Origin of the sequence: Litoreibacter meonggei, assembly GCF_003663885.1 — a bacterium.
GTDB lineage: Bacteria > Pseudomonadota > Alphaproteobacteria > Rhodobacterales > Rhodobacteraceae > Litoreibacter > Litoreibacter meonggei.
In genome coordinates this window covers 844,231-868,994 of record NZ_RCCE01000001.1, presented here as the reverse complement: position 1 = coordinate 868,994, position 24,764 = coordinate 844,231, and the positions used below count along the sequence as shown (strand labels likewise).

Below are 24,764 nucleotides of genomic sequence, written 5' to 3'. Positions count from 1 at the left end.
TCTAGCGGTCCCCGCCAGATCAGCGTGTGAGAAACCCGTTCAAAAGACGTGAAGCCCGCGCTGGCGGGCGGTCACCTGCTCTGCAATAAGGCGATGGACCAGCGCGCGCAGCGGCGCTATAGAAAGCCCATGACCTATCTTCGCGTCATTATTCGAATTATATCCCCGGCGCTCTGATTCAGATGAGACGCCGGGCAAAGGTGTTTGAGATGCTCGCACCGACCCCACTCCGATTTGCAAATTCGACGACAAAGGACGCCTGACATGTGCGCCGACACCCCTGAGACCATTTCCTACAAAGACACGCTGAACCTGCCGAAAACCGACTTCCCGATGCGCGCGGGCCTGCCCAAGCGCGAGCCGGGCTGGCTGGAGCGTTGGGCCAAGATCGGCGTTTATGAGCGGCTGCGCGAGAAGGCACGGACCGAGACCCGCGAACCCTTCACGCTGCATGACGGCCCGCCCTATGCCAACGGGCATTTGCATATCGGCCACGCGTTGAACAAGATCCTGAAGGACATGGTCGTCCGCTCTCAGCAGATGATGGGCCGCGACGCGCGCTACATCCCCGGCTGGGATTGCCACGGGCTGCCAATCGAGTGGAAGATCGAGGAGAAATACCGCGCCAAGGGCAAAGACAAAGACGCCGTGGACGTTGTGGAGTTCCGTCAGGAATGCCGTGAGTTTGCCGCCGGCTGGGTCGATATACAGCGCGAGGAGTTCAAGCGTCTGGGCGTCACGGGCAACTGGGATGATCCGTATTTGACGATGAACTTCCATGCGGAACGCGTGATTGCCGAGGAGTTCCAGAAGTTCCTGATGACGGGAACGCTGTATCAAGGCTCCAAACCTGTGATGTGGTCGCCGGTTGAGAAGACCGCGTTGGCCGAGGCGGAGGTCGAGTATCACGACCACAAGTCGGATATGATCTGGGTGAAATTCCCTGTCGTGGGTGTTGCTGGAACCGAAAGTTTGGTGGCGGAGATCACTGGCGGCGACGAAAGCAAGACGGCTGCGGCGGCGCAAGAGATCGGCTCGGAATTTACTAACACCAACGTGGTGATCTGGACCACGACCCCGTGGACCATCCCGCAAAATCGCGCGGTGTGTTTCGGGCCGAAGATCAGCTACGGCCTCTATAAAATCACCGAGGCCGCCGAAGACAACTGGGCCAAGGTCGGCGAGAAGTATCTGGTGGCGGATGCGTTGGCGGAAGGCATCTTCGCCCAAGCCCGCGTTGACGGGTTTGAGCGCATGCGCGACGCGTCGCCAGCGGTGCTAGAGGCGTTGACGTTGAAGCACCCGCTGCGCGGCGTGCCGGACGGGCAGGGCGAATGGGACTACGACGTGCCAATGTTGCCCGGCGATCACGTGACCGAGGAAGCGGGTACGGGCTTTGTGCACACGGCCCCTTCGCACGGGGATGACGACTATCAGATCGGCCAGAAATTTGGCTTGCCGATGACGTATAACGTCATGGAAGACGGCTCTTATCGTGCTGACCTGCCGCTGTTTGGCGGCAAGCGCATCCTCAAGCCGAACGGCAAAGAGGGGGACGCGAACAAGGCGGTGATCGACGTGCTGGCATCCGGCAACCTGTTGATGGCTCGCGGGCGGCTGACGCATAGTTATCCGCATTCGTGGCGCTCCAAGGCTCCGGTGATCTACCGCAACACGCCCCAATGGTTTGCGGCGGTCGACAAGGAGGTCGGTGACGGTCAGGACACCTATGGCAAGACGATCCGTGAGCGTGCGCTGCGCAGCATCGACGAGCTGGTAACATGGACGCCACAGACGGGCCGCAACCGCCTGTTCTCGATGATCGAGGCGCGCCCTGATTGGGTGCTGTCGCGTCAACGGGCGTGGGGCGTGCCGCTGACCTGCTTCACCAAGAACGGCGCCTTGCCGGACGCCGACGACTTCCTGCTGCGTAACGAAGAGGTCAACGCCCGCGTGCTGGAGGCCTTCGAGGTCGAGGGCGCGGATGCTTGGTACAAGGATGGCGCGAAAGAGCGGTTCTTGGGCGGCATCGTGAACCCTGACGACTACAATCAGGTGATGGACATTTTGGATGTGTGGTTCGATTCCGGCTCCACCCACGCGTTCACGTTGCGCGACCGTGAGGACGGTAGCGAGGACGGCATGGCCGACCTGTATCTGGAAGGCACGGATCAGCACCGCGGGTGGTTCCACTCGTCGATGTTGCAGGCCTGTGGGACCATCGGGCATGCGCCGTATCGCGGCGTGCTAACCCACGGGTTCACGCTGGACGAGAAGGGCATGAAGATGTCCAAATCCATCGGCAACACCATCGTGCCCGAGAAGATCGTGCAGCAATATGGCGCTGATATTTTGCGTCTTTGGGTAGCACAAACCGACTTCACTTTGGACCAGCGCATCGGGGACGAAATCCTCAAAGGTGTGGCCGACAGTTACCGCCGCCTGCGCAACACGATGCGCTATATGCTGGGGTCATTGAATGACTTTAGCGAGGCGGATCGGGTGGAACCTGCGGATATGCCGGAGCTGGAACGCTGGGTGCTGCACCGCTTGTCCGAGTTGGACGAAGTGGTGCGCGAAGGTTACGCCAAGTACGATTTTCAAGGCGTGTTCCAAGCAATCTTCACCTTCGCGACGGTCGACCTGTCGGCGTTCTACTTCGACATCCGCAAGGACGCTTTGTATTGCGACGGCGACACCGCCCGCCGTCGGGCAGCGCGAACGGTGCTGGACATCTTGTTCCACCGTCTGACCACGTGGCTTGCGCCGGTGCTGGTGTTCACTTGCGAGGAAATCTGGCTGGAACGCTTCCCGGGCGATGAATCGTCAGTGCACCTGACAGACATTCCGGAAACGCCCGTCGCGTGGCGTGATGCAGAACTGGCCGCCAAATGGGCCACCGTGCGCAAAGTGCGCCGCGTCGTGACGGGTGCTTTGGAAGTCGAACGGACAGCGAAGGTTATCGGATCGTCGCTGGAAGCGGCTCCGACCGTGTTTGTCGGTGCAGAGGCCGCCGAGGTGCTGAAAACTGTGAACTTCGACGATATGTGCATCACCTCCGGCATCACGGTGACCACTGATGCGGCACCGGACGGTGCGTTCGCTTTGGAGGATACTGACGGCGTGGCGGTGGTGTTCGACAAAGCGGATGGTGACAAATGCCAACGCTGCTGGAAGATTCTGCCGGATGTGGGCAGCCACACCCATGCAGGTGTCTGCCAGCGCTGCGACACGGCGTTGGAGTAAGCAATGAGCGACGGGGCGCGAGCACGGCTTGAAAGCCCCGTCGGACCGATCACTCTAATTGAGCGGGACGGTGCGATTGTGGAGCTGGAGTGGGATAACTCGGGCGACATAGCACAGACGGGTGTACTGGGACACGCGGTCACCCAGCTGCACGAATACTTCGCCGGAAGTAGGCAGCAGTTTGACCTGCCACTAAAGCCGCGCGGGTCTGCGTTTCAACAGAAATTCTACGCGGCCCTTAGCGCGATCCCGTATGGCGAAACGCGCACCTATGGCGATTTGGCCGCGGACTTGGGCGTGTCGGCTCAGGCGATCGGGCAGGCCTGCGGCGCGAACCCGATTGCCATTTTGATCCCTTGTCACCGTGTTTTGGGTGCCACGGGTTTGGGTGGCTTTTCAGGTGCGGGCGGGGTCGAGGCGAAGGTCGAGTTGTTGAAGCTTGAGGGCGCGGCGTCGCTGCTGATCTAGCCGTCTTTGCCGAACAGAACCTGCTGCGCTACGCCCGCAAAAAGCAGGTATATGGAGGTCACGATCAGTCCCCAATGCGCCCAGCTTTGCGGGTCGAAATCCACCCAAGCGGCCCAGCCAGCGAAGAACGTCCACGCGAGGGCCATGGGCAGGGTGACTGCGCGCCAACGCTCTGTGCGAACCGGATGGACGAATTTAAGCGGTAAGAACATGGCAATGGCCAGAACTGTAACCAACACCAGAATGATCCAGAAATTCGGCTGTAAGGCGAAGACAACAAGGGCCACCATGTTCCAGCACCCGGGGAAACCGGAGAACGAATTATCCTTAGTTTTCATGCGTGTATCGGCAAAGTATAGGGCCGATGTGAAGGTGATCACGATGATGACAAACCAGCCTGTCCAACCTTCGAACAGGCCTGATTGGAATAGCGCGAAAGCGGGGATGAATACGTAGGTGAGGTAGTCAATGATCAGATCAAGCAGCACGCCGTCAAATTGCGGGGCGTATTGTTTGACGTCATATTTGCGCGCCATCGGCCCGTCGATGCCGTCCACGGCAAAGGCCACAACCAACCAGACGAACATCAATGCCCATTCTTCCTCCACGGCCGCGAGCATCGCCAACATGGCGAATACGGCTCCGGTGGCGGTCAGAAAATGGACGGAGAGGGCTTTGATCTGAGGTGTCATGGCCCCTCATGGCCCAAAGTGACGTAAATTGTAAAGTGTAACGAGCGGTCAAATCGCATAAGAAAAGGCGCACCCGATGGGACGCGCCTTTCCAAAAGTTTGTGTGTTAAGGCCTAGTTGCCGACCCGCACCTCTTCGAGGGGGTAGGCGAGCATGTCCTGATCAGGGTAGTTTGCGTGGCAATCATGGCAGAAGCTTTGCTTGATCTTCATCACTTTGCCATTGGGCTGGATGCCGGCATAAAGCCAGTCTGCGGTCTCGGGGATCGCGCCAGCCTCCATTTTGGTCATGATGAAAAGCGGGCCGGTGACGGCCTTCTTTTTCTTCTTTGAAATCTTGATGGATTCTTTTGCGAGCACGGACCCGACTGGCATCACCACGCCCTCTTCGGCGAATTTCAGATACTGCTCGGCGGCGATGTCATTGGCGAAGGTCTGCAACAGGCGGTTGCCATGCGGCCCCGCAACGGCGGGGCGAGTGGAGCTGACCGTCCACGACCGGAAGTTCGACGCGATCTCATCACCTTGCTTTGCGTAGCCTTCGGCCATTGCGTCTTTGAGGCAGTCGTAGATTTCATTGATCTGAGCGGCTTCAAGGTCGAACGGATCTTCAACGTCGACAGCGCAATCGGCAGCACTCGCTGCTGTCGACGTCAAGGCGGTTGCGATGGTCGCGGCTGCGACGAAGGTGCGGATGGTCATGTAACTGTGTCTCCAAAAAAACAAAACTTGGACAGTTTGTCGCAGGGTTGAGCTGGTTCTGCCAATACAAGTTTCCAAACGATTGGACACAATGGCGTGAGGCTTTGAAGGGTTTACCCGTGTTTGCGTCCTTTGGGGTGGGCGTTGTCGTAGACTTCCATCAAGCGCGCGGTATCGACGGCGGTGTAGGCTTGGGTCGTAGAAAGGGACGCGTGACCGAGCAGTTCCTGAATCGCACGCAAATCGCCGCCGGCTTCCAACAAGTGGGTCGCGAAGGAGTGGCGCATAGCATGTGGCGTGGCCGTTGCGGGCAGGCCGAGTTGCATCCGCGCGCTTTCCATTGCTTTGGCGATTTGGCGCGGACTAAGGGCGCCGCCACGTACCCCGCGGAAAAGCGGATCACCGGGTTGCATCGGGAAGGGCTGCGCGGCCAAATAGCGATCCACGGCGACCCGTGCCGGTGCGATGACAGGCACAACGCGTTCTTTGCCGCCTTTACCGATGATGCGTATGACGTCCGGCAGTGGAGCGTCCGCGAAGGTGAGGCCCAAGGCCTCGGATATCCGTAGGCCGCAACCATAAAGCAATGTCAGGACAGCGGCATCGCGGGCGGCGATCCAATCTTTGTTGGCTTGGGTGTCAACGGTGTCGATCATGGCGCGGGCGGCATCAACCGCCAGCGGACGTGGGAGTTTTTTCTGAAACTTAGGCGAGCGGGTGGCGAGGACTGCGGTGGGTTCGAACCCCTCTCGCTCGGCCAGCCAGCGGTAAAAGCTTTTGACCGAGGACAGTTCACGGGCGAGCGACCGCGCGGCAACACCGCGTTTCCGTTCATGAGCCATCCACGCGCGCATGTCGGTGGGTTTGACGCGGGCCAGAGGTTTCAGGCCGGTACTGTCGCCAAAATGCGCTGTAATGAAGTTGAGAAAGCCCAACACATCACTGCGATAGGCCTCAATGGTGTTTGCAGCCACGCCGTCGAGCGATTTGCGGTGGATAAGCCAACCTTCCAGAGCGTCGCGGCAGGCCGGCGAGATTAGCATTACGCCAGCCAGCGTTTGATCGCCCGCTCGAAGGCTCCGCCGAAGAATGTCAGGAGGTCAGTTCCTTGATTGGGGCGGAACTGGTGTGGGTCTTCAGAGCCTAGAACCAGAAGACCCGGCAGCCGACCTTCGCCAAGATCGAGACGTAGCAGAGCTTCGGATTTGATGTAGGAGGCGTTATCGCCGTAAACGTCTTCGGACGCGGGCGAGACTTGACGCAAGCTGACAGGACGCACGGGAATGTCGCGACCTGCGGTGATGTAGTGATCGACTACGCCGGGCTCCACGATAGACAAGACGTCCTCAAACCCGATGGACGGGCTGTCATGCTCTTTGGACTCGAGGATCAAACGCAGGCGCGAAACTCGAAGGGATTCCAGTAGGTCGCCAGACAAGGCGGTTAGGAAGGAAGGGAAGTCTGTCGGCTCCAAAACCTTCAAAATGGCGTTGTGAATGAGATTGGTGCCAGCCAGATTTTCGTAGGCGGCGGCAATCACCGAACGATGGGTGTCTTCTAGCCGGTCAAGACGGCTTTCAAGACGCTCCATCGCGACTCCACGCAGGTCCACGATGTTCCCGCCCAGAGACCGTTCGTTCGCATCGATCAAGGCCCGCATAAGGTCTTGATCTTCCAGAATAACCTCTGGGTCGGTTAGTATTTTGGTGCGCAGCGCGTCCAGCACTTCGGCCTGCTTTATCATGCTCGTTGCCTTTGATTATGGCTTTGTTTTGCGGAACTATAGACCAAGGACCGCGCTTTTTCCACGCTCAGATTGCGCGAAGCGTGTGGTGTCACAAATCTGAATCACCCAGTGCCTACTAGCCCTGACGTTTAGGCGTTTGCCGCTTGGCGAGCTGATTTTCGCGCCAGACTGTGTAAAGGCCGGAGCCGAGGATCAGGGCGATGCCTATCCATGCCACAGTGTCCGGCCATTCGTCGAAAATCAGCATCCCAAGAACGATTGATAGCGGCAGGGCAAGATATTCAAACGGCGCGACCAGGGCCGCCTCGCCCATGCGGTAGGCCAGCGAGATGAAGTAGCCACCGACCGATGCGAACAGGCCAAGGATCAGGATGTAAGGCAGGTCGCTTGGCTCGGGCCAGACCCATGGGCGGAACAGGAATTCCAGCGAGGCGTTATCCGTCGTGGCGAACTTGCCGTCCCCCATGAGCAGACCCAAGGCACAGGTGGCGAGGATGAACATCAGCTGGATATAGAACACCATGGAGACTGTGGTCTCGGTATTGCGCAGGTACCGCGTCATGATGTGCAGGCCGCCGTAGCCAAAAGCGGCAGCGATGGGCAGCAGCGACGCGGGTTGGAAGGCAGAGGTGCCCGGCCGCAGAATGATGAGCACGCCGATCAAGCCAAAGGCGACAGCGCCCCACCTGCGGGCGCCGACGGTTTCGCCCAAGAACAACACTGAGAAGATGGTGATGACGAAGGGCGACACGAAGAACAGCGCCACGGCATCGGCGAGTGGCAGGGCGGCAAGCCCCAGAAAGAACGTCATGTTAGCGAAGAATACCATGCCCGCGCGCGCCATCTGCGCCCCGATGCGTTGTGTTTTGATCGCCGCAAATCCACCTTGAAACGGCACCATGAACAGCATCACCACAGCCATGCCGACGATCGAGCGGATCAGCACGATCTGATGCAGCGCATAGCCGCCCGACAGGAACTTCATAGTGACGTCGTTCAACGAGAACAGCGTCACAGCGATGGCGGCAAACAGCGGGCCAAGGGTCGTGGGAGAGAGCTTCATTCGGGCGACGCTAGGGCAGGGCGCAGGCATGGTCCAGCGGCAAAGCACCTAACGGTTATTTCCCGCGTATGGCCCCCCAAGTCGGGATCAGAATTTTGGTTGCGATGGGGATCAGCACCAAACCAAGCGCAAGGCCGAAAACGCCATCCACCGCGGCTTTGGTGATCCATTGCACCGCACCTTTGGCGGCACCAACAGTATCGGCGGCAGCGTAGGAAATGTCGTGGATTATATGCTCGGGCCAACTGAACCCGAGGCTGTCCAAACCGTGGATCACGATGGAACCGCCGACCCAAAGCATCGCGGCGGTGCCCACGACAAGCAGCATTTGCAGGAAGCCCGGCATAGCCTTTACGATACCGCGCCCCAGAGAGCGGGTTGCCGAGAGGCGTCCGCGCTCCGCCATGGTCAGGCCGATATCGTCGGCCTTAACGATCAACCCCACGGACCCGTAGACCAACGCAGTAATGCCGACAGCGACGGTAAACAGGGTTGCGGCCTCCATGACCAGCGAGCTTGGCGGAATTTCGGCCAGCGCGATTGTCATGATCTCGGCGGACAGGATGAAATCGGTCTTGATCGCTCCGGCGGCTTTTTCTTCCTCCAGATGAGCTGGGTCTTCCGGCAGGTTTTCGGGTTGGTCCGCGTGGTGATCGTCATGGGTGAACAGGTGGGCGATCTTCTCGGCACCCTCGAAACACAAATACCCACCGCCCAGCATAAGCAGCGGCGTGATCGACCACGGGGCAAAGTTCGATAACAGCAACCCGATGGGCAGCAGGTAGAGCAGCTTGTTCTTCAGCGATCCCTTGGCGATGCGCCAGACAAGGGGCAGTTCGCGTGACGCCTCGAAACCGTGCAGATACTTGGGCGTCACCGCCGCATCGTCGATCAACGCACCGGCGGCTTTGGCCCCCGCCTTGGCGGCTTGCCCCATGACATCGTCAACCGAGGCCGCCGCGACTTTGGCGATGCCCGCGACGTCGTCGAGTAGTGCAAGTAGTCCGCTCATAAATGCTCCTAAAGGAAAGGCCGCGTGTTCGGGGTGAACACACGGCCTTTTAGCATAGGATTTCGGTGGCGTTTAGACGATTTTGATGTTCGCCTTGGCGACGTCTTTCATAAAGCCTTCCAGGCCTTTTTCAGTCAGCACATGATCTGCCATTTTCTTGATCACGCCCGGAGGCGCGGTGGCCACGTCCGCGCCAACGGCTGCGCAGTCCGACATGTGGTTGGCGGAACGGATGGAGGCGGCAAGGATCTGCGTCTCGAAGCCGTAGTTGTCGTAGATGTTGCGGATGTCCGCGATCAGCTCCATGCCGTCGAGGTTCAGGTCATCGAGGCGACCGATGAAGGGCGAGATGAAGGTCGCGCCGACTTTGGCGGCCAGCAGGGCTTGGTTGGCCGAGAAGCAGAGCGTGACGTTGACCATGTGGCCTTCGTTCGTCAGCACGTTACAGGCTTTCAGCCCGTCCCATGTCAATGGCACTTTCACGGCAATGTTGTCCGCGATCTTGGCCAGCTTGCGCCCCTCGGCGATCATGTCGTCGGCGTTCAGCGCAACCACTTCTGCGGAAACGGGGCCATCAACAATCGAGCAAATTTCCTTGGTGACTTCCAGAATATCACGGCCGGATTTCGCGATCAACGACGGGTTGGTGGTGACCCCGTCCACGATGCCCAAGGCGTTCAGTTCTTTGATGTCGTCGATTTCGGCGGTGTCTACGAAGAATTTCATGGGAATACCTTTCAGTGGGCGGTTGCTCTGGTTAAGTGTGGCTTTACCTCAGTTCTGTAGGTGAGGGCAAACGGTGAAAGGGCAGTCGTGAGCGGGTTTTTCCATGAAGGCGATTTGGTGGGGGTCGTGACCACCCAGCCTCTGGACCGCATGCTGGACTACAAAGCGCCCGAAGGTGGTTGCCATCTGGGCGCTTTCGTCGAGGTGCCGCTTGGCCCGCGCAAAGTGCTTGGTGTCGTTTGGGGGCCGGGCAAGGGGGATTTCGATTACGCCAAAACCCGCTCGGTCATACGGGTGCTGGACGTGCCGCCCATGCGCGACGAGATGAAGGAATTTCTGACCCGCGCGGGGTTGTACACGCTGACGCCTCTGCACGCGATGGTCCGGCTAGCGACACGCTCGCCGGGACTGGGCGACCCGCCCGCGATGCGCAAAGTATTCCGCATGGGCTCAGGCGAGGTCGACCGCATGACCCCCGCCCGCGAAAAAGTACTGGCGGTGCTGGAAGAGTTCGGCGGGTTGTCGTTCACGTTGAAAGAGCTGGCCGAGCAGGCGGGTGTTGGGACGTCTGTCGTTAAAGGCTTGGCCGCGCAAGGCGCGGTGCGCGAGGAAGACAGCCCGCGCGATTTGCCCTTCATGAAGCTTGACCCGTCGCGCCCCAGTAAGGAGTTGACCGAAGATCAGGCGGCTGCGGTCGCCGCTTTGGACCGTGACGGTTATTCGACGACATTGCTCAAAGGCGTGACAGGGTCGGGTAAAACAGAAGTTTATCTGGAAGCAGTGGCGGCGTGCCTGCGTCGTGGGCGGCAGGCCTTGGTGCTGCTGCCGGAAATTGCCCTGACCTCGGAATTCCTGACCCGCGTGGAGGAACGCTTCGGCGCACGGCCTGCGGAATGGCATTCGGGCGTGACCATGACCGAGCGCCGCCGCGTCTGGCGCATGGTCGCGGATGGCGGGGCGGAATTGATTGTCGGCGCGCGCTCCGCGCTGTTTTTGCCCTATCGCGACCTTGGCTTGATTGTCGTGGATGAGGAGCATGACAGCTCCTACAAACAAGAAGACGGTGTGCTCTACAATGCACGCGACATGACGGTTTTGCGGGCATCCTTATGCGGGGCACAAGTGGTGCTGGCCTCGGCCACGCCGTCGCTGGAAACTTGGGCCAACGCGGAGGCTGGCAAATACGCGCGGGTCGAGCTGACGTCGCGGTTTGGCGATGCCGTCCTGCCGGAGATGCGCGCGATCGACATGCGGCGCGAAGACCTGCCCGGATCGCGCTGGGTGTCGCCGACCTTGCAGCGCGAGATCGCCAAGCGGATCGAGTTGGGCGAGCAGTCGCTGGTGTTCCTGAACCGCCGAGGCTACGCGCCGATGACGTTGTGTCGGGCGTGCGGGCATCAGATCGTGTGTGAACATTGCGACGCGCGGATGGTAGAGCATAGGTTTTTGAAACGCCTGATGTGCCACCAATGCGGCGAGACGAAACCGATGCCGACCGCCTGTCCGTCCTGCGAGGCGGAGGATCGGTTGGCCCCCATCGGCCCCGGCGTGGAGCGGATGGGGGAGGAGTTGGCAGAGCTGTTTCCTAACGCGCGTGTGGTGGTGCTGTCGTCGGATCTTTACGGCACCTCACGCGAGTTGAAGGCGCATATCGAGGATATTGCCGAAGGTGGGGCCGATATCATTATCGGCACGCAACTGGTGGCAAAGGGGCACAACTTCCCGCATCTGACGCTGGTGGGCGTGATTGACGCGGACCTTGGCTTGCAAGGCTCCGACCTGCGGGCCGCGGAAAAGACTTTCCAGCTTATGCGCCAAGTGGCAGGGCGGGCCGGACGCGCGGAAAAGCGCGGGGTGGCGTTGCTGCAGACCTTCCAGCCGGAGCATCCGGTGATCACCTCGATCCTGAACGGCGACGAGGAAGCATTCTGGCGCGCCGAAGCGGCGGAACGGGAACAAGCGGGGATGCCGCCTTACGGGCGCATGGCAGGGGTGATCCTGTCAGGGCCGGAAGTCGGGCCGGTGTTCGATTTGGGCAACGCGTTGGCGCGCAATGACGGGGCGTTGAAGCGCGTGGGTGCGCAAGTCTACGGCCCTGCACCTGCCCCCATCGCGCGGATACGCGGACGGCACCGCGTGCGGTTACTGGTGAAGGCGCCCAAGGGCGTGGCCTTGCAAAGCGCATTGTCGGAATGGATCCGGCCTGTGCGGCTTAAAGGTGACCTGCGATTGCAGATTGATATCGACCCCCAAAGCTTCTTTTAAAGCGGTCCTTTCCAAGCCCGTTCGGGCTGGTTAAAACGGGCGGAACTTTGGGGACAACTGACATGACGATCACGCCGCAGCCGGGGATCATGGAGATCGAGCTATACCAGTCGGGGGCCTCGAAAATCGAGGGCGTCACCGAGGTGGTGAAGCTGTCTTCGAACGAGAATCCCCACGGGCCTTCGAAGCGTGCTTTGGATGCGTTCCGGCAAGCGTCGGGCGAGCTGCATTTGTACCCGTCTACCGACCACGCTGAACTGCGCGAAGCGATCGGCGAGGTGCAGGGAATGGACCCTGCGCGGATCACTTGCGGCGTTGGCTCGGACGAGATCATCTCGTTCCTGTGCTACGCCTTTGCAGGGCCGGGGGATGAAGTCCTCTACACCGAACACGGTTTCTCCATGTACCGCATTTCCGCACTGGCGGCGGGGGCCACGCCCGTGGTCGCGCCGGAAACCGAGCGGCGCACGGATGTTGATAAATTGCTGGCGGCGGTGACGGAGCACACGAAGCTGGTGTTTATCGCAAACCCGAACAACCCGACCGGCACGATGATCGACGAGGCAGAAGTCGCGCGATTGGCGGATGGCTTACCGGAGGGCTGCCTGCTGGTGCTGGACGGGGCTTACGCGGAATTTGTCGACGGCTTTGACGCGGGAAAGGCGGTGATCGACGCACGGGACAACGTGTTCATGACGCGGACCTTTTCGAAAATATACGGGCTTGGCGGGTTGCGCATCGGCTATGGCTATGGCCCGCAAGAGATCATCGACACGCTGAACCGCGTGCGCGGACCGTTCAACCTGAGCGTGCCCGCGTTGAAAGCCGCCGAGATGGCGATGCGCGATGTGGGGTACACCGAGTGGTGCCGCGTTGAGAACGCGCGGATGCGCGACTGGATGACTGCACAGCTGGACGCGATGGGCGTTGCCGTTGACCCGTCCGAAGCGAATTTCGTGCTGGCGCGGTTCGAGGATCAGGCCAAGGCCGAGTCCGTGGACGCCCACCTGAAAACCAAAGGGCTGATCGTGCGGTTGGTGGCAGGCTACGGCCTGCCGAGTTGCCTGCGCATTACTGTCGGGACGGAAGCCGCCTGCAAGCGGGTTGTCGCGGCCATCAAGGAGGTGCTCTGAATGGCACAACTGTACGACCGCGTGGCCCTGATCGGGCTGGGGCTGATTGCGGGATCAATGTTTCATGCCATCAAACGCGCCGGTTTGGCTGGGGAGGTCGTGGGCTACGCCCGCTCCGCCGAGACCCGCGATGTGGCGCGCGAAATTGGTCTCTGCGACAGAGTGGTGGACAGCGCTGCGGAAGCCGTCGAGGGCGCCGATCTGGTGATGCTTTGCGTGCCGGTTGGGGCGATGGGGGCTGTCGCTGCAGAAGTTGCGCCTGCGTTGAAGCAGGGGGCGTTGGTGTCAGATGTCGGCTCCACCAAGGTCGCGGTGATCGAAGCTGTCGCGCCACATTTGCCCGAAGGTGTGCATTTCATTCCTGCGCACCCGTTGGCGGGGACGGAACAATCCGGACCTCGTTCTGGCTTTGCCGAGTTGTTTGATAACCTGTGGTGCCTGTTCACCCCGTTGGAGGGGACCGATCCTGATGTCCTTGCCCGCTACAAATCCTTGTGGAACGGGATGGGGGCGAATGTCGATGAGATGGATGCGCCGCACCATGATTTGGTGCTGGCCGTGACGTCCCATACGCCGCATTTGATTGCCTACACGATGGTTGGCGTCGCCGATGATTTGCAGCGCGTCACCGATAGCGAGGTGGTGAAATACTCCGCCGCCGGTTTCCGTGATTTCACGCGGATCGCAGCGTCGGACCCGACGATGTGGCGTGATGTGTTCTTATCCAACAAAGAGGCGACGTTGGAAATCCTTGGCCGCTTTACCGAGGAATTGTTCGCGTTGCAGCGCGCCATTCGCACGGGCGACGGCGACCATCTGCACGACTATTTCACCCGCACACGCGCCGTGCGTCGCGGCATTATTGACGCGGGGCAGGATACCGACATGCCGAACTTCGGGCGGAACGCCAAATGAGGTGGCTTGCAGTTGCCTTTCTTTTGATCTCCGGGATCGCGCAGGCGAATACGACGACTTCCGTGCGGCCTGCTCCGCGAGTACCGATTGAAACTGCACAAGACCGGGTGGTGATCGTAGAAGTATCCAGTTCTCAACTGGCCCCGCGGCGATCTTTACGACCGTCGGAGCGAGGCGGAGGGACTGTCAGAAAGAGCACGCGACGGAACACGTTTGGCCAACAGCTCAAGCAAGCATTCAAGAAGAAGCCCAATGCGCGCACGCGTTCAGGGACGAAGACAACCAAGATGTCCAAGCGTGTGGCGAAAGGGCTGCAAGGCTCGGTCTGTGGCAATCCGAATATTCGGGGCGAAAAGATCAGCCGTATTCCTGCGAAGCTACGGGGATGTGGGCTGGATAACGGGGTAAAAGTAACCGAAGTGTCCGGTGTGGCGCTGACCCAGCACGCCAAAATTGACTGCAACACGGCCAAGGCGTTGAATGCTTGGGTCGAGAAGGGCGTGAAACCCGCCGTTGGGCGTCGCGGAGGTGGGGTAAAATCGCTGAAAGTTGTGGCGCACTACGCCTGCCGTACCCGTAACAACAAACGAGGCGGTAAGATTTCCGAACATGGTCGCGGCCGTGCGGTAGATATTGCCGCGATCAACCTTAAGGATGGCTCCTCTATGACGGTGCTCAAGGGGTGGCGCAGCGCGAAGAACGGGCCAGCGTTAAAGAAGATGCACAAGGCGGCCTGCGGGCCGTTCGGCACAGTTCTCGGGCCGAATGCCAATCGCTACCATCAAGATCACTTCCACTTTGACACTGCGCGCTACCGCTCCGGCACCTATTGCCGTTAGCGTAGGTTGAGCGTCGGAGCGGTTCCAATGGGGATCGGTCCAAGAAAGATGCGACCGTTCGAGAAACTCAGCGGAGCATCTAGTGAGTTTTCTGCGCCCGATAGTTTTGCCAGAAACCCCAAGCCCAGTTCGGCGGCAGATGCTGCCTCGGTCGGCACTGCACCGGCACTGACGGCAAGGGCTAACATTTCACGCCAATTGCGCGCGTTCAAGGCGACCTCGCCAGTCGGATAGCCCTCGGCGTCTATGGCCAGATCGCCTTTGGCACGGAGTTGTAGTTCGCCCCATGCGCCGCGTGCGTCTTTGATATTGAAGGTGGTCATGTCGGGCCGGTTCTCCTCGATCACGCGAATATCGAGTGGGCGGGCGAAACCGATCTCGGTGTCGAAGTTGATCGCCTCGATAACATCGGGCAGCGTGCCACCCGCATCTAACATGCTGCGAAGGGCATCCCCGGGGATCACTGTGTCGGCCTGCGCAGCGATGTCATAGGTCATTTCCTTTCCAGCTGTTCTGCGGATCGCGGCGTTGACTTTATCTGCACCAGCTTTCCAACCTTCAGAAGACGCAAGCGTTGCGCCTTCGATCACAACCGTCGCGCTGTCGAGTTCCAGCGTGCTGTTTGGCAAAACTTTAAGGGAGGCAGTCATCTTGCTGGTTTCAATATCAATTTTCTGGAAAGGCGTGGCCAGAGTTTGCGTATTCGGCCACGCCGCGATCAAATGGTTAGGCTGGTAGCTAAGTGAAAACAGTTGAAAGAATGGCGCGGACCAGCTTAGGCCGGTCTCGGGGTCGGTTAACTGAACACCGGTAATCGTAGTGTCGAACCGGTTCGGGAAGCCCCGCACTTTGAGGTCGGAATACTCGACTTGCCAGCCTTCGGCGCGGCGCGCCTCCAGCCAGCCCTCGGTTGCTTTTTGCGACGCGGTGGCGCCTACCACCCAGTAGGCTGCCCATGCGGTGGCTGCCACCAATACGACGATCAAAAGCTTGCGCATGTGGAATGTCCTTTTCCCGAAACCCGTGATGCTGTTTACAGGGCCGACGATAGAAGGACCAGATGATGACTGATACGCCACTTTGGGTTTTTGGCTACGGCTCTTTGATGTGGAATCCGGGCTTCGAGCCCGCAGAGCAAGTGCTTGCGCGATTGGGCGGGTTTCACCGGTCATTCTGCATGTGGTCTATCCATCATCGAGGGTCAGAAGAAGATCCCGGTCTTGTGCTGGCGCTCGACGAGTCTGATGCCGTTTGCGAAGGTGTGGCCATGCGCGTGGACGATTCAGAGCGCGACCGCGTTCTCGATTACTTGCGCGAACGCGAGCTGATCTCCGCGGCCTATGTCGAGCAGGTTCATGATCTGGAATTGCGTGACGGGCGGAGGGTGCCAGCACTTTGCTATGTGATCGAGCGCGACCACATCCAGTATTGTGGTGGGTTGGAGCTGGAACGGCAGGCGCAAGTGATCGCCAAGGCCGTTGGCGGGCGGGGTCCGAATACGGAATATCTATACAACACCGCCCAGCAACTGGACGCGTTCGGGATCGAAGATGCCGATATGGATTGGCTTGTGGCACGGGTGCGGCAGCTGGTGGGGTAGTTTCCCCTTTGAAAAGCACCTTTTCGCCCGTATCATGACCACAATAAAAAGAAGTCCGAGCATGACAGAGGCCCCTACCTGATGGACACCCCAGTCGAGCGGGAACGCACGCCGCAATTCACTCAGCCGGTGCGGCAGATCATCGTGATGCTGATCATCCTTGGCCTTGTGGTGGCGGGCGGCTATTTCATTTATCCGGCAGTTTCGTCGGTGTTCATATCCAGCCCGTATCTGAATGGCGTGATCTTTACGGTCTTTGTGGTCGGCGTTCTGGCCTGCTTTTGGCAAGTGTTGCAGCTGACATCCTCGGTGTCATGGATCGAAAGTTTCGCCCAAGATCGCGCTGATCATGACGAGTTTCGTGCGCCGCGCTTGCTCGCGGGGCTCGCGGGGTTGTTGCGCTCGCGTGGGGCGCGGATGCAAATCAGTTCCGGTTCCTCCCGCACGATATTGGATTCGGTAGCATCCCGTATGGATGAGGCGCGTGATATTACGCGCTATATTGTTAACCTACTGATTTTTCTTGGCCTGTTAGGCACGTTCTATGGCTTGGCAACAACGATCCCCGGCGTGGTCGACACCATCCGGTCGTTGAACGTCGAAGAAGGTGAAAGCGGCGCGAAGGTGTTCGGGCAGTTGATGACCGGGCTGGAAGGCCAGCTTGCGGGCATGGGTACCGCGTTCGCGTCTTCGTTGCTGGGTCTTGCCGGATCGCTGGTTGTCGGCCTGCTAGAGCTGTTTGCGGGCCATGGCCAGAACCGTTTTTATCGCGAGATGGAAGAGTGGTTATCCACGATCACCCGCGTCGGTTTCTCGTCAGGAGAAGGCGAGAGCGGCGGCGCGTTTGATCAAGGCGTCGTGGCGACTGTTCTGGATCATATGGTTGAGCAGATTGACAGCCTGCAGGGCCTTTTTGTGCAAGGCGAGGCGAGCCGCGTAGCCACGGCCGAAAAGCTAGATGGGTTGACGGGATCACTGCGGCACCTGACCGAGCGGCTGGATTTGACCATTGACCCGACGGACGCGCTGAACCGCGTCGCCGACGGACAGGAGCGTTTGCTGGCAAAACTGTCTGAGACGAACGAAGACGGTGTCGATCCGGAAAGCCGTATGCGTTTGCGCTCTATTGATGTGCAATTGCTGAAAATTCTCGAAGAGATGTCGTCGGGGCGGCAGGAAAGCCTAGCGCAGCTGCACGGTGATCTGTCACAGGTCACGCAAGCCGTTCGGCAATTGACCCGCGACCGGCGTCCTTCAAATACTCGCAGACTGCCGGACCGCGAGCAGGGGGAGTAGCCGCATGGCGCTGTCCCGACGTAACGGCAAACGGTTCGAAGCCAATATCTGGCCGGGTTTCGTGGATGCGATGACGGCGCTGTTGTTGGTTTTGGTCTTCGTATTGTCGATCTTTATGATCGTGCAGTTCATGTTGAGTGAAACCATCACCTCTCAAGATAGCGAGCTGGACCAACTTACCGGCGAAGTGGCGTCTTTAGCTGAGGCGTTGGGGCTGGAGCAACAGCGCAGCTTCGGGCTTGAGCAAAATATCGAACAATTGGACGTCGAGGCCGCGCAGCAAGCGGCGCTGATCGCTTCGTTATCGGCGCAGAACAACACGCAAGCGGGCCGCATCTCAAGCTTTGAGGAGCAGGTAGCCGGGCTGTTGCGAGACCGTGAAGGATTGCGGGGCCAAGTGGCCTCGCTACGCGGTGATTTGGATGCCTCGCAAGAGCAAGTTGTTGGTCTGAGTGCGCGTATTGAGGATATCGAGGCCGGATTGGCGCGCGAGATTTCGGAGAAAGAAGCGGCGCAACTGGCGTTAGCTGCCGCTCGTGAGGAAATCAGCGAGGGCGAGGAAGCCGCGCGATTGGCTGCGGCGCGGCGCGAAGCGTTGCAGGCCATGGTTGCCGATCTTGAGACGAAGTCTGCTGAACTTGAAACAAAGACCGCGCAACAAGCTGAAGCATTGAGTGCCGCTGAAGCCGCGAAGCTGGTTGATGCGGCAGCGGCGCAGGCTTTGCGGGATCGCTTGCAAAACGCGGATGCTGAATTGACAGCCATGACCTTGGCGTTGGAGGCGCAACGCAAGGAAGCTGAGGATACGTTGACCTTGCTGGCAGCGGCCCGCGTAGCGGAGAAGACGCTGGCCGACGAGTTGTCATCAACCCGTGCGTCGGAGGAAAGCCTAGATAACAAATTGGCGGCGGCGTTGGCCGCACAGGTGCAGGCGAGCGCTAATCTGGAGGCATCGACCGCCGCCGAGGACGCGTTGCGGGCGGAGCTAGAGGCGGCTTTGGCGGCGAAGGCCACGACGGGAGCCAGCCTGGAGGAAACGAAAGCCGCGCAAGAGGAACTGCGCCGCCAATTGGTTGCTGCACTGGCGGCAAAGGTTGCCGCGGAGACCGGCGCCGGGGAAGCGCTGAGTACGGCTGAGCAACGCGCCGCTTTGTTGGCTGCGGCGCGCTCCGAATTAGCGGATGAGAAAGCGATCAGCCTCGAAAGTCAGCGAAGGGTCGAGGCCTTGAACCAACAGGTTGCCGCTTTGCGCACCCAGTTGGGGTCGTTGCAGTCAATCCTAGATGAGACAGATGCGCGCCGCGAGGCGTCGGATGTTCAAGTACAAAACCTAGGATCAGAGTTGAACTCGGCACTGGCACTGGTTGCATCCGAGCAACGCGCACGTGCCAAGCTGGAAGAGGCCGAGCGTTTGAGGCTGGAAGCCGAGGCCAAAGAGCTGAAGAACTATCGTTCGGAATTCTTCGGTCAGTTGCGCGCGCTATTGGGCAATCAAGACGGAATCCGTATCGAGGGCGACCGCTTCGTGTTCTCGTCAGAGGTGTTGTTCCAACCGGGGCAAGCGGTCCTGTCTCCAGCCGGCAAAGGCGAGGTTGCCAAAGTGGCCGCGATATTGTCGCGGGTAGCGGACGATATTCCGGATTCGCTTGATTGGGTGATCCGCGTGGATGGGCACACCGACGATGTGCCGCTGTCTGGCTTTGGCGAATTCAAAGATAACTGGGAGCTCAGTCAAGCGCGCGCTTTGTCTGTGGTCCGTTTCATGAGTGCTGATCTTGGTATTCCACCCGGCCGATTGGCTGCGAACGGGTTCGGAGAGTATCAGCCGATCAATTCGGACGACACGCCAGAGGCGCGGGCGCAGAACCGCCGGATCGAGCTGAAACTCACCGAGAAATAATTACGCTGAGCCGCAGGGAGCTGAGGACGGTGCCGTCTCGAGAGAACGTAACACTTCCCTCATAGTTGCCTTCTGGCCATCCATTTGCCGGGCGCTTGCGCCCCGATGCACGGAAAACTTGGGCTTGGGGTTTGGTGAACTCTACGATTTGATCATGGCGCCAGTCTTCCGGCCCTGCGATCTTGAACTCCATCGTGTCACCAGCGCGAGTGCCAAACGCGTAGCCCCACAACACCAGGCCAGCGGCATCGGGACTTAGCGACGTTGGGTCGAGTAGCCCTGCCTTGATATTCGAAAATTCAGGAACGCCGTCGGCAAAGCCCGCATCCAGAAGGGCGCCGGCCTGATAGGATACATCTTCTTCCCAAAGGGTGTTTTCCGAAGGGCCGCAGGTGCCGTTGGCGTCAGGCGCGAAGGGGTCTACGACCTTGCCATTGTGGCGCAGAGACATGTGGATATGTGGAAACACCGTTTTGCCGCTTAGGCCTACCAGTCCGAGTTTCGCGCCTTTTGCGACACGCGCGCCTTTCTCGACAACAAGTGAGCCGTTTCGCATGTGGCAGTATTGGGTTTCCCATCCACCACCGTGGTCGATGACCAGCCCGTTGCCGCAATTTTTGCCATCAAGGTGAGGCGCATTGGGCGCGTTTGAGGGGATGTCGGCCATGCCATCTCGGGTGGCGCGTATCGTGCCGGAGGCAGAGGCGAGAACGGTGACGCCTACGTCCATCTCGGCCAACGTTGCGACGCGAATGTCGGTTCCCTTGTGGCCATCATAGGTGAGTGGTCCGCAGGTGTGATCGCGTGCCCCCGTGCTTGGGTCGCTGTCCACGTAGTTCTGGATGAAGCAGGTTTTGCCCAGATCGCAATCAATGGGCAGGGAAAACAAAGGGTCTTTCGCGGCCGCAGGGGCCGCGAAAGTTGTAAGTGTTAGAGCCAGCAGCGCCGCGCGCATTACTCGGCAGTGAGCAGTGGCGGCTTCTTCTTCGATGTGATCCGCGCATTTTCCGGCTCAAGGATCGTCAGGTCAATCTTGCCCTTCTTGACGCCTACTTTGACCACACCGCCTTTGGCGAGCTTGCCGAACAACAACTCCTCCGCCAGTGGCTTCTTGATGTGCTCCTGGATAACGCGGCCCAGAGGGCGCGCGCCCATCTTGTCGTCATAGCCTTTATCGCCCAGCCAGTCAGCCGCTGCAGGTGTCAGCTCGATGGTCACGTTGCGGTCCATCAGTTGTGCTTCGAGTTGCAGCACAAACTTCTCAACCACGCGGGTGATGATCTCTTTGCCAAGGGATGCGAAGCTGATCACGGCGTCCAGACGGTTACGGAACTCCGGCGTGAACGTGCGCTCGATCGCGGCGGTGTCTTCGCCCTCGCGACGGTCACGGCCAAAGCCGATGGCTGACTTGGACATCTCCATGGCACCCGCGTTGGAAGTCATGATCAAGATCACGTTGCGGAAGTCCACTGTCCGGCCATTGTGGTCGGTCAGCTTGCCGTTATCCATCACCTGCAACAAGATGTTGTAGACGTCGGGGTGGGCTTTCTCCATTTCGTCAAGCAGCAGGACGCAATGCGGATGCTGGTCGACTTGATCCGTCAACATGCCGCCTTGGTCAAAGCCCACATAACCGGGAGGGGCGCCGATCAGGCGTGAAACGGCGTGCTTCTCCATGTATTCCGACATATCGAAACGCAGCAGTTCCACACCAAGGGTGCTGGCCAGCTGTTTGGCGACCTCTGTTTTACCCACACCAGTTGGGCCTGCGAACAGGTAGTTGCCGATGGGCTTTTCAGGTTCGCGCAGGCCGGCACGGGCCAGCTTGATCGCCGAGGACAGTGCGTCGATGGCGGTATCCTGGCCGAAGACCACCCGTTTCAGAGCTTTCTCCAAATCCTTCAGAACCGCCGCATCGTCTTTGGACACGTTTTTCGGCGGGATGCGGGCAATCTTGGCCACGACAGCCTCGATTTCCTTGGCCCCAATGGTCTTACGGCGTTTGCTTTCCGCAACGAGATGCTGAGCAGCCCCCGCCTCGTCGATCACGTCGATGGCTTTGTCCGGCAGTTTGCGGTCGTGGATATAGCGTGCAGACAGTTCAACCGCCGACTTGATCGCGTCGGTTGTATATTTGATGTCGTGATGCTCTTCGAAATAGGGTTTCAGACCTTTGAGGATTTTGATCGCGTCATCCACTGACGGCTCGTTCACGTCGATCTTTTGGAAGCGGCGCGCCAAAGCGCGGTCTTTCTCGAAGTGCTGGCGGAATTCCTTGTAGGTGGTGGAACCCATGCAACGCAATTTGCCGCCCTGAAGCGCGGGCTTCAGCAGGTTGGACGCATCCATTGCCCCGCCAGAAGTCGCACCAGCGCCGATAACGGTGTGAATTTCGTCGATGAACAGCACCGCGTCGGGGTGATCTTCCATCTCTGTCATCACCGCTTTCAGACGTTCTTCGAAGTCACCGCGGTAACGGGTGCCTGCCAGCAACGCGCCCATGTCGAGCGAGAAGATTGTGGCGCCTGCCAGAACGTCGGGGGTCTCGCCTGCGACGATCTTGTGGGCTAAGCCTTCGGCGATGGCGGTTTTGCCGACGCCCGGGTCGCCCACCAACAGAGGGTTGTTCTTGCGGCGACGGCAAAGCACCTGGATGCAGCGCTCGACTTCTTCCGAACGACCAATCAGCGGGTCGACATCGCCTTTCACGGCTTTGGCATTCAGGTCCACGCAATATTTGGCCAGAGCGGATTCTTTACCTTCGCTCTCGACTTCGCTCGCGTCCGCCGTGGCGTCGTCGTCAAAATCAGATGAGCCGGTGATCGGGCGTGCTTCGCCGAAGGTCGGGTCTTTCGCCACGCCATGCGCGATGAAGTTCACGGCATCATAGCGGGTCATGTCCTGCTCTTGCAGGAAAAACGCTGCATTGCTTTCGCGCTCTGCGAAGATAGCGACCAGCACGTTGGCGCCGGTCACTTCGGTGCGGCCGGATGATTGCACGTGTATGGCGGCGCGCTGGATAACGCGTTGGAAGGCGGCAGTCGGAACAGCCTCAGAGCCTTCGACATCGGTGACCAACGTGGAAAGTTCGTCTTCGATGAATTCGACGAGGGTTGCCCGCAATATATCGAGATCAACACCACAAGCATTCATCACCTTGGCAGCATCTGGCTCGTCGATGAGCGCAAGCAGCAAATGTTCCAACGTCGCAAGCTCGTGGCGGTGGGTATTGGCCTGCGCCAGCGCCGAATGAATTGCCTTTTCGAGAGTGTCTGAGAATGACGGCACCCTATGCTCCTTTATTATCGAGGGCAGATTTCGGGTCGAGGACCCGGTCGCTACCATTGCCTCTTAGACCTTACACTTCGGTTTATATTGCCGATCTTCAAGTCTTTTCTTTTCACAATGAGCGTGATTGGCCCGAAAAGAAAGAGGGGATTGCGCCGGACGGGGCTCCGACGGGTGATGTTCAGGTAAGACGCCCTGACACCTTTGCAAGTGTCTAAAAGAGATGCAGAGTGTGCTCGACGCGCAAAGGGGCTGTTGATGCATCTCGATGTTCAGGATTTGAAGAAGTTCTACTACCGGACGGGGCTAGGCCGCGTTGCGCAACGCGCGGTGCGTGATCAAGTGCGCGCCCTGTGGCCTGACACGAAGGGGCAAACTGTTGTGGGGTATGGGTTTGCGGCGCCTTTGCTGCGCCCGTTTGTCGGTGAGGCACGCCGCGTCGTCGCCTTGATGCCGGGGCCGCAGGGGGTCATGCATTGGCCCGCAGGGCAGGACAATGTGTCGGTGTTGTGCGAGGAAGCGCTTTGGCCACTGCAAACAGGGCAGGCGGACCGGTTGGTAATTATGCACGGGTTGGAGACTACCGAGAATCCGACGGCGTTGCTCGACGAGTGTTACAGGGTTCTAGGGCCAGGCGGGCGGGCAATCTTTGTGGTTCCAAACCGCGCAGGGCTTTGGTCTAGTCGGGATGCGACGCCGTTCGGATTTGGACGGCCATACTCTCTGACGCAACTGGAGACGCAGCTGAAACGCCACTCATTCACCCCAGAAAGTCACCGTGCGGCATTGTTTGCACCGCCGAGCCAGCGAAAGTTCTGGCTGAAATGGGCCAGCACCTTCGAGCGATATGGGCGCAAAATGTCGAGCTATTACGCAGGTGGGGTGTTGATCGTCGAAGCAAGCAAACAGGTTTACGCGCCAAAGAAGCAGGGACTAAAGGTAGACGTTCGGGCACCTTTGCGCATTTTGGACGGTGCCGCGAATCCTGTTGCAGGACGCGAGTTGAACTGCCCCAACTGAATGAACGGCAACGTGAATCGGCGTCGAAAATCGCTCGAAATCTAACGCATGTGCTCAATTATTGTGGCTTCATTCGGTCGCACCTTCGGGTACAACGGCCTGTTCCCCAATAAAAGAAGGGAATACGACAGTATGACGGCGCACTATTATATTAGCCTTCCCTGTTGCGGTAAGCACACCGCTTTGCTAGATCAACTTTGATTTTGAAGGCTGCGGGTTGCGCGGCCTTTCTTGCAACGGCCGTGACAGACTTCGCGAAAAGTTTGCCGGCCTCGTTACGGAAGGGTGGACGTGTCCGAACCAGTCTCGATCTCCACAGGCATTGCCGGTCGCTATGCGACCGCCGTGTTTGAACTGGCCAAGGAAGGCAAGAAGCTGAAGGCGTTGGAAACCGACGTCGACATGCTGGATGCCGCATTGGCCGAAAGTGCTGATTTCCGCGATTTGATCGCATCGCCGCTTTACTCTCGTGAGCAGCAGGCGAATGCGGTGGCGGCAATTGCCAAGAAAATGAAGCTGTCGCCAACAATGACCAACACGCTGAGCGTGATGGCCGGCAAGCGCCGCCTCTTCGTTCTGCCCCAACTGGCCACTGCGCTGCGCGGGCTGATCGCCGACGAAAAGGGCGAAATTACCGCTGATGTCACCGCCGCCAAGGCGCTGACCAAGGCGCAACAGGACAAACTTGCCAAGACGCTGACTGCGACTGTGGGCAAAGATGTGAAAATCAATATGGCCGTCGATGAAAGCCTCATTGGCGGTCTTGTCGTAAAAGTGGGTTCCAAGATGATCGACACCTCGATCCGCTCGAAACTCGCTTCCCTCCAGAATTCCATGAAAGAGGTCGGATAAA

The 24,764-nt window shown here is 59.3% G+C and carries 21 protein-coding genes; 11 read left to right on the top strand and 10 right to left on the bottom strand.

The window, feature by feature from the left end; translation table 11 throughout:
• The first annotated feature begins 264 nt into the window (after positions 1–264).
• Both ileS and BCF46_RS04315 read left to right on the top strand, forming a co-directional pair.
• Positions 265–3,246 (top strand): isoleucine--tRNA ligase, encoded by a 2,982-nt coding sequence (gene ileS / locus BCF46_RS04320; protein ID WP_121022038.1) that lies wholly within the window; start codon positions 265–267, stop codon positions 3,244–3,246.
• A gap of 3 nt (positions 3,247–3,249) precedes the next feature.
• Positions 3,250–3,714 (top strand): methylated-DNA--[protein]-cysteine S-methyltransferase, encoded by a 465-nt coding sequence (locus BCF46_RS04315; RefSeq protein WP_121022036.1) that lies wholly within the window; start codon positions 3,250–3,252, stop codon positions 3,712–3,714.
• On the opposite strand, the gene BCF46_RS04310 is transcribed toward BCF46_RS04315, so the two are convergent.
• The 7 genes from BCF46_RS04310 to fsa all read right to left on the bottom strand — a co-directional run bounded on the left by BCF46_RS04310 (position 3,711) and on the right by fsa (position 9,655).
• Positions 3,711–4,406, bottom strand: coding sequence for a CDP-alcohol phosphatidyltransferase family protein (locus BCF46_RS04310; RefSeq protein ID WP_121022034.1), 696 nt, complete (start codon positions 4,404–4,406; stop codon positions 3,711–3,713). The genes BCF46_RS04315 and BCF46_RS04310 overlap by 4 nt on opposite strands.
• Positions 4,407–4,519: 113 nt before the next feature.
• Positions 4,520–5,107 (bottom strand): cytochrome P460 family protein, encoded by a 588-nt coding sequence (locus BCF46_RS04305; RefSeq protein WP_121022033.1) that lies wholly within the window; start codon positions 5,105–5,107, stop codon positions 4,520–4,522.
• Between the two features lie 113 nt (positions 5,108–5,220).
• Positions 5,221–6,150 carry a tyrosine recombinase XerC gene (locus tag BCF46_RS04300; protein WP_121022031.1) on the bottom strand — a complete coding sequence of 310 codons (930 nt, stop codon included), beginning with the start codon at positions 6,148–6,150 and terminating at the stop codon, positions 5,221–5,223.
• Positions 6,150–6,851, bottom strand: a complete 702-nt coding sequence (locus tag BCF46_RS04295) for a DUF484 family protein (RefSeq protein WP_121022029.1) — start codon at positions 6,849–6,851, stop codon at positions 6,150–6,152. Before BCF46_RS04295 ends, BCF46_RS04300 begins: the two co-directional genes overlap by 1 nt.
• A gap of 118 nt (positions 6,852–6,969) precedes the next feature.
• Positions 6,970–7,917: a DMT family transporter gene (locus BCF46_RS04290; protein ID WP_121022027.1), complete on the bottom strand. Its 948-nt coding sequence runs from the start codon at positions 7,915–7,917 to the stop codon at positions 6,970–6,972.
• A gap of 55 nt (positions 7,918–7,972) precedes the next feature.
• Complete coding sequence (locus BCF46_RS04285; RefSeq protein WP_121022025.1) at positions 7,973–8,929, bottom strand: DUF808 domain-containing protein; 957 nt, start codon at positions 8,927–8,929, stop codon at positions 7,973–7,975.
• 72 nt (positions 8,930–9,001) lie between these two features.
• Entirely contained in the window at positions 9,002–9,655 is a 654-nt protein-coding gene (fsa, locus tag BCF46_RS04280) for a fructose-6-phosphate aldolase (RefSeq protein WP_121022023.1), read from the bottom strand.
• Between the two features lie 87 nt (positions 9,656–9,742).
• Here fsa and BCF46_RS04275 point away from each other — a divergent pair, with 87 nt between their 5' ends.
• The 4 genes from BCF46_RS04275 (at position 9,743) to BCF46_RS04260 (ending at position 14,807) form a co-directional block, all read left to right on the top strand.
• Complete coding sequence (locus BCF46_RS04275; RefSeq protein WP_121022021.1) at positions 9,743–11,920, top strand: primosomal protein N'; 2,178 nt, start codon at positions 9,743–9,745, stop codon at positions 11,918–11,920.
• 62 nt (positions 11,921–11,982) lie between these two features.
• Entirely contained in the window at positions 11,983–13,053 is a 1,071-nt protein-coding gene (hisC, locus tag BCF46_RS04270) for a histidinol-phosphate transaminase (protein ID WP_121022019.1), read from the top strand.
• On the top strand, positions 13,054–13,968 hold the full coding sequence (locus BCF46_RS04265; RefSeq protein WP_121022017.1) for a prephenate/arogenate dehydrogenase family protein: 915 nt from the start codon (positions 13,054–13,056) through the stop codon (positions 13,966–13,968).
• A gap of 287 nt (positions 13,969–14,255) precedes the next feature.
• On the top strand, positions 14,256–14,807 hold the full coding sequence (locus tag BCF46_RS04260; RefSeq protein WP_245989769.1) for an extensin-like domain-containing protein: 552 nt from the start codon (positions 14,256–14,258) through the stop codon (positions 14,805–14,807).
• On the opposite strand, the gene BCF46_RS04255 is transcribed toward BCF46_RS04260, so the two are convergent.
• Complete coding sequence (locus BCF46_RS04255) at positions 14,804–15,805, bottom strand: DUF2125 domain-containing protein (RefSeq protein WP_170157858.1); 1,002 nt, start codon at positions 15,803–15,805, stop codon at positions 14,804–14,806. The two genes, BCF46_RS04260 and BCF46_RS04255, sit on opposite strands and share 4 nt — an antisense overlap.
• A gap of 65 nt (positions 15,806–15,870) precedes the next feature.
• On the opposite strand from BCF46_RS04255, the gene BCF46_RS04250 reads away from it, so the two are divergent.
• The 3 genes from BCF46_RS04250 (at position 15,871) to BCF46_RS04240 (ending at position 19,603) form a co-directional block, all read left to right on the top strand.
• Complete coding sequence (locus BCF46_RS04250; protein ID WP_121022296.1) at positions 15,871–16,407, top strand: gamma-glutamylcyclotransferase; 537 nt, start codon at positions 15,871–15,873, stop codon at positions 16,405–16,407.
• Between the two features lie 81 nt (positions 16,408–16,488).
• Positions 16,489–17,703 carry a biopolymer transporter ExbB gene (locus BCF46_RS04245; protein WP_121022012.1) on the top strand — a complete coding sequence of 405 codons (1,215 nt, stop codon included), beginning with the start codon at positions 16,489–16,491 and terminating at the stop codon, positions 17,701–17,703.
• Positions 17,704–17,707: 4 nt separating this feature from the next.
• A complete protein-coding gene (locus tag BCF46_RS04240) occupies positions 17,708–19,603 on the top strand; it encodes a peptidoglycan -binding protein (RefSeq protein ID WP_121022010.1) in 1,896 nt (631 codons plus the stop codon).
• Here the strand turns inward: BCF46_RS04240 and BCF46_RS04235 are convergent.
• Together BCF46_RS04235 and clpA are read right to left on the bottom strand one after the other, a co-directional pair.
• The gene (locus tag BCF46_RS04235) at positions 19,590–20,558 is read right to left on the bottom strand and encodes a M23 family metallopeptidase (protein WP_121022008.1); all 969 of its coding nucleotides are present in this window, start codon (positions 20,556–20,558) and stop codon (positions 19,590–19,592) included. The two genes, BCF46_RS04240 and BCF46_RS04235, sit on opposite strands and share 14 nt — an antisense overlap.
• On the bottom strand, positions 20,558–22,891 hold the full coding sequence (gene clpA, locus BCF46_RS04230; RefSeq protein ID WP_121022006.1) for an ATP-dependent Clp protease ATP-binding subunit ClpA: 2,334 nt from the start codon (positions 22,889–22,891) through the stop codon (positions 20,558–20,560). Before clpA ends, BCF46_RS04235 begins: the two co-directional genes overlap by 1 nt.
• Before the next feature lie 258 nt (positions 22,892–23,149).
• Here clpA and BCF46_RS04225 point away from each other — a divergent pair, with 258 nt between their 5' ends.
• Both BCF46_RS04225 and BCF46_RS04220 read left to right on the top strand, forming a co-directional pair.
• Entirely contained in the window at positions 23,150–23,911 is a 762-nt protein-coding gene (locus BCF46_RS04225) for a class I SAM-dependent methyltransferase (protein ID WP_121022004.1), read from the top strand.
• Between the two features lie 291 nt (positions 23,912–24,202).
• The gene (locus BCF46_RS04220) at positions 24,203–24,763 is read left to right on the top strand and encodes a F0F1 ATP synthase subunit delta (protein WP_121022002.1); all 561 of its coding nucleotides are present in this window, start codon (positions 24,203–24,205) and stop codon (positions 24,761–24,763) included.
• The last annotated feature ends 1 nt before the right edge of the window (position 24,764 follow it).